Source organism: Microbacterium sp. Root166 (genome assembly GCF_001427145.1).
Classification (GTDB): domain Bacteria; phylum Actinomycetota; class Actinomycetes; order Actinomycetales; family Microbacteriaceae; genus Microbacterium.
Genome location: NZ_LMGL01000001.1, coordinates 833333 through 848420 on the forward strand (window position 1 = coordinate 833333; position 15088 = coordinate 848420).

13 protein-coding genes are annotated in these 15088 nt (G+C 70.1%); 5 read left to right on the forward strand and 8 right to left on the reverse strand.

The genetic code is table 11. The annotated features are described in order from the left end of the window. Window positions 1-157 precede the first annotated feature (157 nt). On the forward strand, window positions 158-4240 hold the full coding sequence (locus tag ASD56_RS16125) for an Ig-like domain-containing protein (protein WP_157535751.1): 4083 nt from the start codon (window positions 158-160) through the stop codon (window positions 4238-4240). Window positions 4241-4313: 73 nt separating this feature from the next. Here the strand turns inward: ASD56_RS16125 and ASD56_RS16340 are convergent, their stop codons facing one another. The 6 genes from ASD56_RS16340 to ASD56_RS03740 form a co-directional block, all read right to left on the reverse strand. Continuing rightward, a complete protein-coding gene (locus tag ASD56_RS16340) occupies window positions 4314-4472 on the reverse strand; it encodes a hypothetical protein (RefSeq protein ID WP_200947453.1) in 159 nt (52 codons plus the stop codon). A 52-nt stretch (window positions 4473-4524) separates the two neighbouring features. After that, window positions 4525-5421, reverse strand: a complete 897-nt coding sequence (locus tag ASD56_RS03725) for a hypothetical protein (protein WP_055961336.1) — start codon at window positions 5419-5421, stop codon at window positions 4525-4527. Window position 5422: 1 nt separating this feature from the next. After that, window positions 5423-6556, reverse strand: a complete 1134-nt coding sequence (gene menC, locus ASD56_RS03730) for an o-succinylbenzoate synthase (RefSeq protein WP_055961339.1) — start codon at window positions 6554-6556, stop codon at window positions 5423-5425. A 33-nt stretch (window positions 6557-6589) separates the two neighbouring features. Continuing rightward, entirely contained in the window at window positions 6590-6742 is a 153-nt protein-coding gene (locus ASD56_RS16130; RefSeq protein ID WP_157535753.1) for a hypothetical protein, read from the reverse strand. Between the two features lie 63 nt (window positions 6743-6805). Further along, window positions 6806-7717, reverse strand: coding sequence for a cyclase family protein (locus tag ASD56_RS03735; RefSeq protein ID WP_055961342.1), 912 nt, complete (start codon window positions 7715-7717; stop codon window positions 6806-6808). Between the two features lie 131 nt (window positions 7718-7848). Continuing rightward, complete coding sequence (locus ASD56_RS03740) at window positions 7849-8562, reverse strand: hypothetical protein (RefSeq protein ID WP_055961344.1); 714 nt, start codon at window positions 8560-8562, stop codon at window positions 7849-7851. Window positions 8563-8657: 95 nt separating this feature from the next. Between ASD56_RS03740 and ASD56_RS03745 the strand changes: the two genes are divergently transcribed. Together ASD56_RS03745 and ASD56_RS03750 are read left to right on the forward strand one after the other, a co-directional pair. Beyond that, window positions 8658-10058 carry an MFS transporter gene (locus ASD56_RS03745; RefSeq protein ID WP_055961347.1) on the forward strand — a complete coding sequence of 467 codons (1401 nt, stop codon included), beginning with the start codon at window positions 8658-8660 and terminating at the stop codon, window positions 10056-10058. Between the two features lie 70 nt (window positions 10059-10128). Next, the gene (locus tag ASD56_RS03750; protein ID WP_268777891.1) at window positions 10129-11715 is read left to right on the forward strand and encodes a peptide MFS transporter; all 1587 of its coding nucleotides are present in this window, start codon (window positions 10129-10131) and stop codon (window positions 11713-11715) included. 27 nt (window positions 11716-11742) lie between these two features. Here ASD56_RS03750 and ASD56_RS03755 read toward each other — a convergent pair whose 3' ends face one another. Both ASD56_RS03755 and ASD56_RS03760 read right to left on the reverse strand, forming a co-directional pair. Then, window positions 11743-12375: an SRPBCC family protein gene (locus tag ASD56_RS03755; RefSeq protein ID WP_082541230.1), complete on the reverse strand. Its 633-nt coding sequence runs from the start codon at window positions 12373-12375 to the stop codon at window positions 11743-11745. 99 nt (window positions 12376-12474) lie between these two features. After that, the gene (locus tag ASD56_RS03760) at window positions 12475-13695 is read right to left on the reverse strand and encodes an MFS transporter (protein ID WP_055961349.1); all 1221 of its coding nucleotides are present in this window, start codon (window positions 13693-13695) and stop codon (window positions 12475-12477) included. Window positions 13696-13752: 57 nt separating this feature from the next. On the opposite strand from ASD56_RS03760, the gene ASD56_RS03765 reads away from it, so the two are divergent. Both ASD56_RS03765 and purU read left to right on the forward strand, forming a co-directional pair. Next, window positions 13753-14139, forward strand: a complete 387-nt coding sequence (locus ASD56_RS03765) for a MerR family transcriptional regulator (RefSeq protein WP_055961352.1) — start codon at window positions 13753-13755, stop codon at window positions 14137-14139. A 58-nt stretch (window positions 14140-14197) separates the two neighbouring features. Further along, a complete protein-coding gene (gene purU / locus ASD56_RS03770) occupies window positions 14198-15076 on the forward strand; it encodes a formyltetrahydrofolate deformylase (protein WP_055961355.1) in 879 nt (292 codons plus the stop codon). The last annotated feature ends 12 nt before the right edge of the window (window positions 15077-15088 follow it).

The window sequence follows — 15088 nt, forward strand, 5'->3', positions numbered from 1 at the left end:
GCCGAGTGGCCCATAGCGCATTGGTTGGACTATCGATAAGGTCCGACGCAATAGGCACGGCGTTCGCGACATTGGGGGAACATTGAAGCGCATCATCGTCGCCGCTACGACAGCGACGCTCGTCATCGGTCTTGCAACGGTCAGCACAGCTCCAGCGATGGCGGCGCCACCCACGGCGACGTGGAGCGGATCCGCCGGCGCGGATGTCATCGAAGCGGAGATCGACGCCCTCGGAGTCGATCTCGTCGGCATCGGCGTCGCAGCGAGCGACGCTCGCACCGGCTCGACGGTCACCCCGCGCTCCGACGCCATCTCAAGCAACCTGCGGGCGGCGGTCGTCGGATTGCCTATCACCGTCGCGAGCAACAGGCAGTCTGCGCCGCCGGACGCGGGAGCACCCCTTGTCGATGACCTTCTCGCGGTCAACACACCTCTGCTCAACATCGGCGCACTCAGCACAACGGACGAAGCGAACTGGAACGGCGACAACGCCTGCGTGACGACCGGACCGCTGGCGCGCGCGACGACCGAAGTCGCCTCCGTAGACGTCCTGCCCGGCCTGCTTCTGCTCGACAGCGTGGTGTCGCTCGGAGTCTCGCGCTCCGAGGGCGAGACCGGCCTCGCGCTGAACACCGGCCTCAATCACGGCGTCCAGAGCACCGCGACCGGCGCCGTCGACCAGATCAGCATCCTCGGGGGAGCGGTCACCGTCGATGTGCTCGGAGCGACGACGCTCACTGCCACCGCCCCGGGCACCACGATCGGATCGGTCGACTACAACCCCGGCGCCGTGACGGTCACGATCGGTGGTGTGGAGACCCCGCTGACCGAGGCGGACCCCGAGATCAGCGTCACCCTGGTCGGTCTCGGCGATGTCACGGTTCGGCTCAACCCGACTCCGACGATCACCGATCTCAGCGCGACCTCGGTGGCGGCAACCTCGTCGCTGCTGACGATCGAGGTGACGGTTTTCGATCCGCTCCCGTTGCTTCCCCCCATTGCAGAGGTCTCGGTCGATGTCCTCCCCCTGCAGGCTTCCGCGACCGCTCCCGCAGGTGGCATCGACTGCCCGCCGACCGCCCCGGTCATCGTCACCCCGGCCGAGGGCGCCACGACCGGTCCGCTGCCTGCGATCACCGGTACGGCCTTCCCGAACGCGACGGTCCAGGTCTTCGTCGACGGCACTTCGATCGGAACGACCACCGCCGACGCCGGCGGCAACTGGTCGATCACCCCGACGACTCCCCTCACCAACGGCCCGCACGCGGCCACCGCGATCCAGACGGTCGCGGGCCAGTCCTCGCTGACATCTCCTCCGAGGAACTTCGTCGTCGATGCCGTCGCCCCGGCTCCGCCCGTCATCGTCACGCCGGTGAACGGGTCGGTGACGAGCGACAGCACCCCGAACGTCACCGGCACCGCCGAGGCGAACTCGACCGTCACGGTCAGCATCGACGGCACCGTCGCGGGCACGACCCTGACCGACGGGGCCGGCAACTGGACCTTCACCCCGCCGAGCCCGCTGACCGACGGCCCGCACACAGCGGTCGCGACGGCGACGGATGCCGTGGGCAACGTCAGCGGTCCCTCCAACACCGTGAACTTCACGGTCGACACCATCGCTCCGGCTGCGCCCGTCGTCGTCGCACCCGCGGACGGCTCCGCCACGAACGACACCACACCGTTGGTCACCGGCACCGCCGCGCCCAACACCACGGTCACTGTGTTCATGGACGGCACTTCGATCGGCACGACACCCTCAGACGGCAGCGGCAACTGGTCGCTGACCTCGCCGGCGCTCGCCGAGGGAAGTCACACCGTGCGGGCGACCTCGACGGACGCGGCGGGCAACGTCAGCCCGTCGTCGCCGACCAACACCTTCGTGGTCGACACCACGGTCCCCGTGGCACCCGTGATCCTGACTCCCGTCACGGGCACGGTCACCAGTGACAACACGCCCACCATCACCGGCACGGCCGAGGCGAACTCGACCGTCACCGTCCGCATCGACGGCAGCCCGGCCGGCACCGCCGTCGCCGACGGCAGCGGCAACTGGAACTTCACCACCGGCATCATTCTCGATGGCCCCCACACGGCCGCCGCCACCTCAACCGACGCAGCCGGCAACGTCAGCATCGACTCGAACACCGTCAGCTTCACCGTCGACACGCTCGCGCCGGCGCCGCCGGTCATCGAGACCCCCGTCACCGGCACGATCACGAACGACAACACGCCGCCCATCTCCGGCACGGCAGAGCCGAACTCGACGGTGACGGTCACCATCGACGGCATCGTCGCCGGCACTCCGACGGCTGACGGAAGCGGCAACTGGACGCTCACGCCGGCTACCCTCGCCGACGGCCCGCACAGCGCCGTCGCCACCTCGACGGACGCGGCGGGCAACGTCAGCCTGCCCTCGAACACCGTCAGCTTCACCGTCGACACGGCCGCTCCCCTTGCCCCGCTCGTCGTCAACCCGGCAAACGGCTCGGTGACGAACGACACCACACCGCTGGTCACCGGCACCGCGGAGCCGAACTCCATGGTGACCGTCACCATCGACGGCGACCTCGCCGGCAACGCTCAGGCCGACGGCGCCGGCAACTGGTCTCTGGTCTCACCGGTCCTGACCGAGGGAACGCACACGGTGTTCGCCGTCTCGACCGATGCCGCGGGCAACGTCAGCCCGCCGTCACCGACGAACACCTTCGACGTCGATGCCACGGCCCCTGCGCCGCCCACCGTGATCACGCCCGCCGACGGCTCGGTGACCAACGACACCACACCGCTGGTGACCGGCACCGCCGAGGCGAACGCCACCGTGACCGTCCTCATGGACGGCGCCTCGATCGGAACGACCGTCGCTGACGGCAGTGGCAACTGGTCCATGACGTCGCCCTCGCTCACCCAGGGAACGCACTTCGTCCGCGCCAACTACGTGGACGGGGCCGGAAACACCAGTGCCGACTCGGCCACCAACACCTTCCTGGTCGACAGCATCGCCCCTGTCGCGCCGGTCGTGACCACGCCCGCTAACGGCTCCATCACGAACGACACGACACCGCTGATCACCGGCACCGCCGAGGCGAACTCGACGGTGGAAGTGTTCATCGACGACGTCTCCGTCGGCACGGCCCCCGCCGACGGAAGCGGCGCCTGGTCGCTGACCTCGCCCGTGCTGACGGAAGGATCCCACTCCGTCCACGCCACCTCCACCGACGCCGCCGGAAACACCAGCGTCGACTCGAACACGAACACCTTCATCGTCGACAGCGTCGCCCCGGCGGCACCGGTGCTGGTGACACCGGCGAACGGGTCCGTCACCAGTGACAACACCCCGGACGTGACCGGCACCGCCGAGCCGCTCTCGACCGTCACGGTCCGCATCGACGGCGTCGTCGCCGGCACCGCGCCGGTGGATGCGCTGGGCAACTGGACCATCACCACCGGGATCCTGCTCGACGGGCCGCACACCGCCGTCGCCACCGCGTCCGATGCGGCCGGCAACGTCAGCCCGGACTCGAACACGAACACCTTCACCGTCGACACCCTCGACCCGGCACCGCCCGTGATCGTGACCCCGGCGAACGGCTCCGTGACCGGCGACAACACTCCGGCGATCACCGGGACCGCCGAAGCGAACTCGATCGTGACCGTCGTCATCGACGGCACTCCCGCCGGCACCACGACGACCGACTCGCTGGGGAACTGGACCTTCACGCCCCCCGCACCGCTGTCCGACGGACCGCACAGCGCGGTCGCCACCGCGACGGACGCGGCGGGCAACGTGAGCCCGGACTCGAACACCGTGACGTTCACCGTGGACACCGTCGCACCCGCGGCTCCGGTCATCACCAGCCCGACCAACGGCTCGACGACGACCGACACCACTCCGCCGATCACGGGCACCGCCGAGCCCGGCTCGACGGTGACGGTCATCGTCGACGGCACCCCGATCGGCACCGCGCCGACGGACGGCAACGGCAATTGGACTCTGACGCCCACGACGCCGCTGCCGAACGGTCAGCACACCATCACGGCAACCGCAACAGATCCCGCCGGCAACACCGGCCCTGCATCGGCACCGGTCGTCTTCACCATCGCGGCGGCAGGTGCCGACAGCGGCGGGCTCCCGGCGACGGGCGGGACCATCCCGTGGCCGGGACTGCTTATCGGCTCGCTGCTCGTCGCCGTGGGCGCCATCGCGGTCACGGCACGGCGGCGGCGCGTGATCGCCTGACAGAGCCCGAGCACAAGACCAGAAGGGGCGGGCGAGGCGAGGTGCGGGCGACGTCGCCTCGTCCGCACCCGGGTCAGGTCTGACGGCGGATGAACCGCATCAGCCACGCGATGACGGCGAGGATCAGCAGCACGAGGCCGATCCAGAGCAGGAACTGAACCGCCTCGACGAACACGCCGAGCAGCAGCAGCACGATGCCGATGATCAGAAGGGTCACTGCAAGTCCGGTCATGCCCCCACGATCCCGGGATCGACGGCGGACGTCGAGTGCCTTGACAAGTCGCCTAAGACCCGAATCCGCACCAGTCGGCGACCCAGGTGAGGATCCGTCCCCGCAGCTCTTCGGGTGCAGCGAGCTCGATCTCGCCGTCCTCACCGTCGATCTGCACGGCGAGGTCGAAGATCGTGCCGCGCTTGTCCTCCTGCACGGCGTGGGCATCGCAGCGGAACGGCACGAGCGGCAGTTCGACGACGATCGGTGCGCTCTCGCCCTCGGCGAACTCGATACCGAGCGGGTAGTCGTCGCCTGCCACCCCGGCGAAGGTCAGCAGATTGGTCGTCTGGATCGAGTGGATGCCGGCACCGCCGGCGCCGGTCGGTGTGAGGGTCAGCGTCAACTGAGCCGGCTCGCCGGCGGTTGAGGGCGTGAATTCCGTGAACGCGACATCTGCGGCCTGCGAGAGCAGCACGACCCGGCACTCCCGCTCGTGCAGCGGCGCGATCACGTCGAGCGGATCCGGCAGCGGTGCCGACGCCGCTCCGGCGACGCCGCCCAGGGTGTACCCGAACACGACACTCGGCCGGACCGTCGCGTCCGCGTCGATCTCGTCGCACGCGACCGGAGGCAGCTGCACCCGGATGCCGACCTGCCGGCCGGGTGCGATCACCGTCTCGCGCTCCGATGTCCGCGTCGCCGCCCCGTCGAATCGGGGGTCGCTCACTTCGAGCCCCGAGACGACCAGCGTCTCATCGCTGTCGTTGCGCACGAGCACCTGTGCGACGCGCCCTGCGACGTCGGAGCGCAGCTGCTGCAGCTCGGCCGAGACGCCGTCCGGATAGCCGCCGGTGGCGAGCACCGCGCCGGACGGCACCGGCGGCTCGGTGGCGGGCGCGCACCCGGCGAGCAGGGCCGCGATCACCATGACGGTCGTCGCCGCGATGCGCCGGGGTCGCCCGTTCATCTCAGCGCGTGACCGTCTCGCGCAGGACGGTGAACTCGTCGAGGGCGTCCAGATCGACCTGCACGCCGAGCCCCGGACCCGCCGGAACCCGCACGTGTCCGTCGTCGAGCACGGCCGGCTCGGTCACGATGTCGCGCGTGTAGAACCGGCTCGACGCCGAGATGTCGCCGGGCAGGGTGAAGCCCGGCAGCGCGGCGAGCGCGGCGTTCGCCGCGCGGCCGATGCCGGTCTCGAGCATCCCGCCGCACCACACCGGGATTCCGGCATCCCGGCACAGATCGTGGATCGCGAGGGCCTCGAGGTAGCCGCCCACTCGCCCGGCCTTGATGTTGATGATCGACGCCGAGCCGAGCGCGAGAGCATCGATCGCCGCTTTCGCCGAGACGATCGACTCGTCCAGGCACACCGGCGTGCTCAGCCGGCGTGCGAGCGCGGCGTGATCGACGAGGTCGTCCTCCTGCAGGGGCTGCTCGATCAGCAGCAGGTCGAACCGATCGAGCTCGGCGAGGGTGTCGCCATCCGCCAGCGTGTAGGCCGAGTTGGCGTCGACCTGAAGGGCGATCGTGCCGAACGCCTCGCGCACCGCGGCGGTGTCGGCGATGTCGCGGCCGGGCTTGATCTTGATCTTGATGCGCGCGTAGCCCTCCTCGAGGTACCCCGCGACAGTGTCGACGAGCGCGGCCGGGTCCCGCTGGATGCCCACCGACACCCCGCTCGGCACGCGATCCCGCACTGCCCCGAGGTATTCGCCGAGCTCGCGGCCCTCGCTGCGCAGCGACGCGTCGAGAACGGCGAGCTCGAGACCGGCCTTCACCATGCGGTGCCCGACGAAGGGCCGGAGCACGCCGGCGACGCCCTCGGGGGAGACGCTCGGCTCCGCGAGCAGCGCGGGGATCAGCCACCGCACGGCGACGTCCCACGCGCTCTGCGTGTACTCGCTCGAGTACAGCGGCGCGGCGCCGGTCACGATCTCGCCCCACCCCTCTGCGCCGCCGGTCAGGGCGCGGACCACGATGACCTCGCGCACGGTCTCGGTGCCGAACGACGTGGTGAACGGGGCCACGAGCGGCAGGTTGAGAACCCGCAGCTCGAACCCCTCAAGAGCGACGGATGCCGCGGGCGAGGCGATGGGCATGCGCTCAGGCTACGCCCGGCACAGGCTCCCGGGTCAGTGCGCCAGACGCATCGGCGGAGCTTCGACGACCGCCGGCACGAAGGTGCCGCGCGCGCGGCGCGGACCGCCCCGACGGCTCGCGGCGCGTCCGTCACGGCGCAGCGAGGCGACCAGTTCGACCCTCAGTGTGCCCAGGTGCGTGCGCATGACTCTCTCCTTCTTGCGTCTCTGCAAGGGGAGAGTGCGAAAGCGCCGTTTTAGTACGCGGTTTCAGGCAGAAAGTTCTGCGAACGCCCGGACCGGGAAGGTTCCGAACCCTTCGACCGCCGGCGGAGCGGCTGTGAATCGGGCGCCGCGCGGCGGCAGCGAGCCGAGATTCGTGAGGTGCTCGACGACGTGCACCCCGGCGCCGAGCAGCAGCGAGTGGGCCGGACGCTCGCCGCCGGACTCGGTGTCGTCGATGTTGAGCGAGTCGATCCCGACGAGCACCGCGCCGGCGTCGATCAGCCACTGCGCCCCTTCGCCCGTGAGGTACGGCGCGCCGTGGGCGTACTCGGGCTGCCCGAACCAGCGGTCCCAGCCCGTGTGCAGCAGCACCGCCGCGCCACGCACGTCGCGATCGGCGAGCGTCTCGGGACGGATGCCGCGGCGATCCGGCGTCCAGGAGTCCTCGAGGTGGAAGACCTCGGCGCGCAGGCCCACGAGCGTGCTGAGCTCCAGCCCCGCGAGATCCGGGCCCTCCGCGTAGCGGTGGAACGGACTGTCGAGGTACGTGCCGGTGTTGCCGATCATCGTGAGGATGTCCATCGCGAACTCGGTGCCCGGCGCGTACTTCGCCCGCGAGTCCTCCCGGGTCAGGTGCGGGGCGATCGTGGGCGCGGGCAGGCCCGGGTAGGTCACGAGCCCCGCGCGGATCGGGTGGCTGAGGTCGACGATGCGCGGCCGGGGCGCGGCATCCGTCTCGATCCCGCGGCTGCCGCGGTGCGCCTCCTCCACGATGCGAACCCCTCGCAGGTCGACCTCATCGACGAGCGCGAGCCCGAGGTGGCCGATCAGCAGCCGGCCGATCTCGGCCTCCGAGGCGTCGGCCGACGGAAGGTCGAGCCGGAACCCCGTGCCGGAAAGCTCTCCCCCGTTGGCGAAGCGGATGTCGAAATCGAAGTGCGCGCGGTACTCGGGCATGAGCGTCAGCCTAGGGTTGTGCCGGCCGCCCGCGGCTCCGGATTTCGGACTTTGGCACCCTTGCCGGACGAGGACGGCAGGATTCCTCCGCCGTTCGCGCGAGACTCCGGTCTCCGGATCCGGTGAACGCGCTAGGGCCTGACGAGGAGGTAGCCGCGCTCGTCGTCGAAGCCGCCGATCACGAGGCCCTCAGCGAGGTGCGCGACCAGGCCGTCACGGACGCGGACGCGCCAGGCCGCGGCATCCGAGGGATTCTGCCGGCGCAGCGTCTCGATGTCGTGAGGCACCGCGACCGAGGCGACCACGCGGTCATCGGCCGGAGTCGCGACCGGCGGGGCGGCGAGCGCCCACGACACCATGATGCGGTCGGTCTCGTCGCCGCGGTTGATGCCGTCGTCCATCGCGCCGTAGTGGTTCACGAGGTACTCGGTCACCCGCGTGCCGAGCACCCGCAGGTTGAAGTGCGCGTTGCGCGCCACGAGCGGGTCGAAGGTCCAGGTGATGTGACCGACGCCGTGCGTGAGCGCCCACTCGCGCTGGTGCTGCTTGAGCAGGCGACCGAGGCCCTGGCTCTGGCTGCCCGGCAGCACGCCGGTGATGTGGCTGTGCATCGAGCGGGCGGCGGGCTCGGCGAAGAACGCGACGGATGCCCCGATCATCCGGTCGCCGTCGTACAGTCCGACGGCGTAGTTGCCGGCATGGGCGAGCGCGCGCAGCAGGTTGGGCGGCATGCCGCCGCGGTCGCCTCCCCACACGTCGGCGAGCACCTGCGAGGCGGTGAAGACCTCCTCGACGCTGTGCAGCGGGCGGATCTCGATGCCGGGAGGCGTCACGGTGTCGGCCATGCGATTCACGGTACTCCGGACCCCGTCGTCCGGGGCGCCGATAGCCTTGACCGATGGGCTCCAGGGACGAGGACGCGAGAAGACGCCTCACCCGGATGCCGCGGCAGGGCGCGATCGTGGCGGTGCTCGCCACCGCCGGCCTCGCGTCGTCGTTCATGTTCACGCTCATGGTGCCGATCCAGTCGAAGCTGCCCGAGCTGCTCGACGCGAGCCGCGAAGACACCGCCTGGGTCGTGACCTCGACCCTGCTCGCGGCCGCCGTCATCACCCCGATCTCGGGGCGGCTCGGCGACATGTACGGCAAGCGCCGGATCCTGCTCGTGCTCGTCTCGGTCATGATCGTCGGCTCCGTCGTCGCGGCCCTGTCGACCGGCATCATCGGCGTCATCGTCGGCCGGACGCTGCAGGGGGCGATCGTCGGCGTCGTGCCCCTCGGCATCTCGATCATGCGCGACGTCCTCCACGAGGACCGCGTCGATTCCGCCATCGCCTTCATGAGCGCGACCCTCGGCGTCGGGGGCGCGCTCGGCCTGCCGATCAGCGCGCTCGTCACCGAGCGCAGCGACTGGCACGTGCTCTTCTGGATGGCAGCGGGGCTCGGGGCGATCGTGTTCGCGCTCGTACTGTGGATCGTGCCCGTGAGCGTGCTGCGCACCGCCGGCCGGTTCGACTACATCGGCGCGGCCGGTCTCGCCGTCGGCCTCATCGGCGTGCTGCTGGCGATCTCGCGCGGCAACGAGTGGGGCTGGAGCTCGCCGCCCGTGCTCGCCTTCGGTCTCGGCGGCCTGGTGGTGCTGCTCGCCTGGGGCTGGTTCGAGCTGCGCATCGACGAGCCGCTGCTCGACCTCCGCGTCGCTGCCCGCCCGGCCGTGCTGCTCACGAACATCGCCTCGATCGCGATGGGCTTCTCGCTGTTCGCGTCGAACGTCGTCTATCCCCAGATGCTCGAGCTGCCGGTCGCGACCGGCGGGTTCGGGCTGTCGCTCCTGGCCGCGAGCCTCGTCGTGATGCCGTCGGGCCTGGTGATGATGGTGCTCTCGCCGGTCGCGGGCCGCATCGCCGTCCGCACCGGCCCGAAGCTCCTGCTCCTCCTGGGAGCGATCTCGCTGATCGCCGCCTATGGCTTCACCCTGCTGTTCTCGTCCGAGGTCTGGCATCTCGTCGTCGCCAACATCCTCATCGGCGCTGGCATCGGCTTCGGCTACGCCTCGATGCCGATGCTGATCATGCGCTCCGTGCCGCAGAGCGAGACCGGCGCCTCGAACGGCCTCAACGCGCTGTTCCGCTCTCTTGGCACGAGCACCGCGGCGGCGGTCATCGGGGCCGTTCTCGCCACCTACACCGTCGACTACGGAGGGGTGCCGGTACCCACCTCCGAGGGGTTCACGCTGTCGCTGATCCTCGGCGGGGCAGCGGCCATCGTGGCGTTGGCCGTGGCTTTCTTCATCCCCAAGCGCCGCTCGCCGCAGGAGCGGCACCCGTCCCTTCCCCAGTAGCGGGGTGCTGACACCCGCGGGCACCTGCCGCTAGCCTGACGTCATCCACCGGGGGGCGGCGACGGGAGCCATGATGGATCAGCGCGACGATCAGCAGCCGGATCAGGTGCCGGTCGGCGTTCCGGAAGGCGCCACCGCGGCCGCGGCATCCGGAACCGCCTCCGGTGCTCTCGCCGCCGAACGCAGCGGCACCGACGCCGCGGCGACGACCGGGCGGGGCACGAACGACGCGCGCTTCTTCGGGCAGCCGTGGGACCTCATGCACATCTTCTTCGTGGAGATGTGGGAGCGGTTCAGCTTCTACGGCATGCAGGGCATCCTGCTCCTGTACATGTACTACTCCGCCACCGAAGGCGGGTTGGGGATGCCGGAGGCCGTGGCGACCGGGATCGTCGGCGCCTACGGCGGCTCGGTCTACCTGTCGACCATCCTCGGGGCGTGGATCGCCGACCGCCTGCTGGGCTCGGAACGGGTGCTGTTCTACAGCGCCATCGTCATCATGGCCGGGCACATCGGACTCGCCGTCCTCCCCGGCTTCTGGGGACTCGGAGTCGGGCTCGTCCTGGTCGCCGTGGGGTCGGGCGGGCTGAAGGCCAACGCCACGTCGGTGGTGGGCACGCTGTACTCGCCGACCGACACCCGGCGCGACGCCGGCTTCTCGCTCTTCTACCTCGGCATCAACCTCGGCGCCCTGCTCGGCCCGATCCTGACCGGCGCGGCCCAGGTCGCGTGGGGCTTCCACGCCGGGTTCCTGCTCGCCGCGATCGGCATGGCCATCGGGCTCACGCAGTACTCGTTCGGCCGCCGCAATCTGCCGGCCGAGTCGAAGAAGGTCCCCAACCCGCTGCCCACGAGCCGGCGCGGACTCATGATCGGCATCGCGCTCGCCGGGATCGCGCTCATCGTCGTGCTGGTGCTGGCGGGCATCATCCGGGCCGACAACCTCGCAGGCGTGGTGATCCTCGTCACCCTCGGTGCGACCGTCGCCTATTTCGCGGTGATCCTGGCGAGCAAGCGCATCTCGGACGTCGAGCGCTCACGCGTGTTCGGCTTCATCCCGCTGTTCATCGTGAGCGTCGGGTTCTGGTCGCTGTATCAGCAGCAGTTCACGGTGCTGACCATCTACTCCGACAAGAAGCTCGACCGCATGATCTTCGGGTGGGAGATGCCGGTCCCGTTCGTGCAGTCGATCAACCCGATCTTCATCATCATCCTGTCCGGGGTGTTCGCGGCGCTGTGGACGAAGCTCGGCACGCGTCAGCCGTCGACCCCCGTGAAGTTCGGCCTCGGCGTCATCGTCATGGGCATCGCGTTCCTGCTGTTCCTGCCCTTCGCGAACGGCGGCGCGAATTCGACGCCGCTGCTGGCGATCGTCGGCATCCTGTTCGTGTTCACCGTGGCGGAGCTGCTGATCTCGCCCGTCGGACTGTCGGTGTCGACGAAGCTCGCACCGAACGCGTTCCACACGCAGATGGTGGCGCTCTTCTTCCTCTCCGTCGCCCTCGGCACCGCGATCGCCGGCTGGCTCGCCCAGTTCTACGATCCCGACAACGAGGTCCCGTACTTCTCGATCCTGGGCGCCATCGCGATCGTGCTCGGCATCGCGCTGCTGGCCTCGGTGAAGCCGGTTCTCACGCTGATGAGGGGCGTGCGCTAGCACGCCCCTCATCAGGCAGTCCGTTCGCTAGACCCGGTCGTCGCCTTCGGAGTACGGCGCGGCGGGGGTGTCGTAGCCCGGCACGCCGAGGTCGTCATCGGCCATGTAGCCGGGGCTCGCGAGCTCCTCGCCGGTCCCGCTCGTGGCCATCGTCTCGTCCGTGAAGGACCCGGCCGTCGTTCCGCCGGCGCGCTCGGGCACGCCGTCGTGGATCTCGCCGCGCCAGCCGCCGGTCTCGCGGCCGCGCTCCTCGATGAACTCCTTGAAGCGGCGCAGGTCCATCTCGGCCTGCCGCTCATCGAGGTCGAGCGCGGCGCCGACGCGCTCGACGAACGTCTCGGGAAGCCACATCATCTCGAGGCTGACGTGAGTGCCGGTGCCCTCACTGAGGCCGAAGCGCACACTGCCGCTGTGGCTCTTGCCGTCCACGCTCGCCCACGCGATGATCTCGTCCGGCACCTGCTCGGTGATCTCGGCCTCGAACTCGCGGCGGACGCCGCCGATGCTCACGACCCAGTGGGTGGTGGCGTCGTCGCGCTGCGTCACCTCTTTGACGGCGTGCAGGAACTCGGGGAAGGACTCGAACTGCGTCCACTGGTTGTACACCGCGCGGATCGGTGCGTCGACATCGATCTCAGCGGTCATCGTGCTGGGTTTCATGATGTTCCTCCCTGGATCTGTTGCGGTTCCTCCACGCTAGGCAAGGCCGCCCCTCCGGGCGCAGGGGGTTGACGATCGCGCGCACGCCGTCTAACCGTGTCATCCGTCCCGCTGTGCCCGGCGGCCGGCGAGCATCACCCCGATGGCGCCGATCACCGCTGCGGCGAGCATGGCGGATGCCGAGACCGCCGTCGTGGCGGTGGGCGTGACATCACCGCCCGCGAGGCCGCCGATCCACGGGCCGACCGCGATGCCGACGTTGAAGAGCACGACGATGCCGGCGCTGGCCAGGGTCCGCGTCCGCTCGGTCGACACCCGCATCAGGGTGGTCTGCAGCAGCGGGAACATCGCGCCGATGGCGAAGCCCCACACCACGAGCGCGCCGATCACGGCGACGAGGTTCGACGCGGCAACCGTGAGCACCACGAACACCGCGACGAAGAGCGCCAGTATGGCGTTGAGGGACGCCCGCGGATAGCGGTCGGCCAGGAACCCGGCCGCCACGACCCCGACCATCCCGGCGGCCCCGTAGACGAACAGCAGCGCCGCCGCCCATTCCGCCTCGACCGACGCCGAAACCTCGAGATAAGGGCGGATGTAGGTGAACGAGGCGAACTGGGCGATCGCGATGAGGATCGACGCCACCCCGAACGCGGCGAGCGCCGGCAGCGAGGGATCGCGCCAGAACCCGCGATCGCGTCCGCCCGCGACCGGCGCGGGCGGGACGTGCCGCGGCATCCCCTTCATGACGACGATGCCGATCCCGAGGGCGACGGCTCCGAGCACGACGAAGGTGACGCGCCATCCCCAGGCCTGCGCGAGCACGGTCGCGAGTGGCAGCCCCGCCACCGTGGCGGCCGTGCCGCCCGCCGTCACGATCGCGAGCCCGCGCCCCAGGTGCGAGGGGGTGAGCAGCGCGCTGGCGTACACGATCACGACGGCCCAGAAGACCCCGTGCGCGGTGGCGGCGGCGACACGGGCGGCGACGGCGAAGCCGTACGCCGGAGCGAACGCGGTCGCGACGTTGGCGAGCGCGAACGCGGCCAGGGCGACTCCGATGACGAGACGCCGGTCCCACCGGGCGGTCGCCCTCGCGAGTGGGATGCTCGTGATGATCACGGTCAGCGCCCACACCGAGATCAGCAGCCCGATCTGCATCGGCGGCACGCTGAGATCCGCTGACATCTCGGGCATCAGGCCGGCGGGGAGGGACTCGGCGGTCACGGTCACGAGCACGCCGAAGCTGAGGATCAGGAGCGCCTGCAGAGGGAAGCGGGTCGGCGGAGCGGATGCCGCGACCGCAGCGGTTGAGATCGTCATGGTGCGAGGCTAAACTTTGACATTAATGTCAATGTCAAGCTTCCTGGAGGAATCCGCGTGAAGATCGGCGAGCTGGCGGATCGGACCGGCATTCCCACCCGAATGCTGCGGTACTACGAGCAGCAGGGCCTCCTCGAGTCCGAGCGGTCGACGAACGGGTATCGCGCCTACACCGAGGCCGATGTCGAACGGGCGTCGCGGGTGCGCGGACTCATCCAGTCGGGGCTCTCGACCCGCATGACCCGCGTGGTGCTCGACCTCGAGCGCCAGTGCGCACTGGCCGCCCCGCCGGTCTGTTCACGCGCGCTGGCCGAGGAGCTCGCCGACGAGCTCGAGGCGCTGGAGTCGCGCCTGGCGTGCCTCACCAAGAGCCGCGACGCCGTCGCGGAGTATCTCCATCGCACCCGCAACGGCGACCTGATCCGGCAGAACGCGGCTGCGTAGCGGCATCCGCTCGCCCCACCGGCGCGGCGACTCGCCCGCGACAGGGCAGAATCAGTGCATGGCCGCGCACAGCCCCCACCTCCTGCCCGATCACGCCTGCCTGATCGTCCACGGCAGCGACCGCCCGGGGATCGTCGCCGCCGTCTCGGCGCTCATCACCCGCAATCAGGGCAACATCGTCGCGTTCGACCAGTACTCCGACGACCCCACCGGCGGGGCGTACTTCCAGCGGGTCGTGTTCCACCGCCCCGATCTGGCCGCGGCACTTCCCGCGATCGAGGCCGACCTCGCCCGCACCCTCGAGGGCAGCGACCTCGCCTGGACGATCACCGATCAGTCCGTCCCGAAGCGCATGGCGATCCTGGCGTCGAAGCAGGACCATTGCCTGCTCGATCTGCTGTGGCGTCACCGTCGCGGCGATCTGCCCGTGACGATCCCGATGGTGGTCTCTAACCACACCACGGCCGCCGAGGACGTCCGCTCGTTCGGGGTGCCGTTCTTCCACGTCCCCTCGACGCCCGGTCCCGACAAGTCCGCGTCGGAGGCCGAGATCCTCAAGCTCCTCGCCGGCAACGTCGACTTCGTCGTGCTCGCGCGCTACATGCAGATCCTGTCGTCGGACTTCCTGCAGAAGCTCGAGGTGCCGGTGATCAACATCCACCACTCGTTCCTCCCGGCGTTCATCGGCGCCGAGCCGTACAAGAAGGCCAAGGACCGGGGCGTCAAGCTCATCGGCGCGACCTCGCACTACGTCACGGACGACCTCGACGAGGGTCCGATCATCGACCAGGACACCATCCGCGTCACCCACGCCGACAGCGTCTCGGAGCTCGCGCGGCGCGGCGCCGACGTCGAGCGCCAGGTGCTCTCGCGCGCCGTGCTGTGGCACGCGCAGGACCGCGTCATCCGCCACGGCAACCACACCATCGTCTTTTGAAGCGATGCGGGT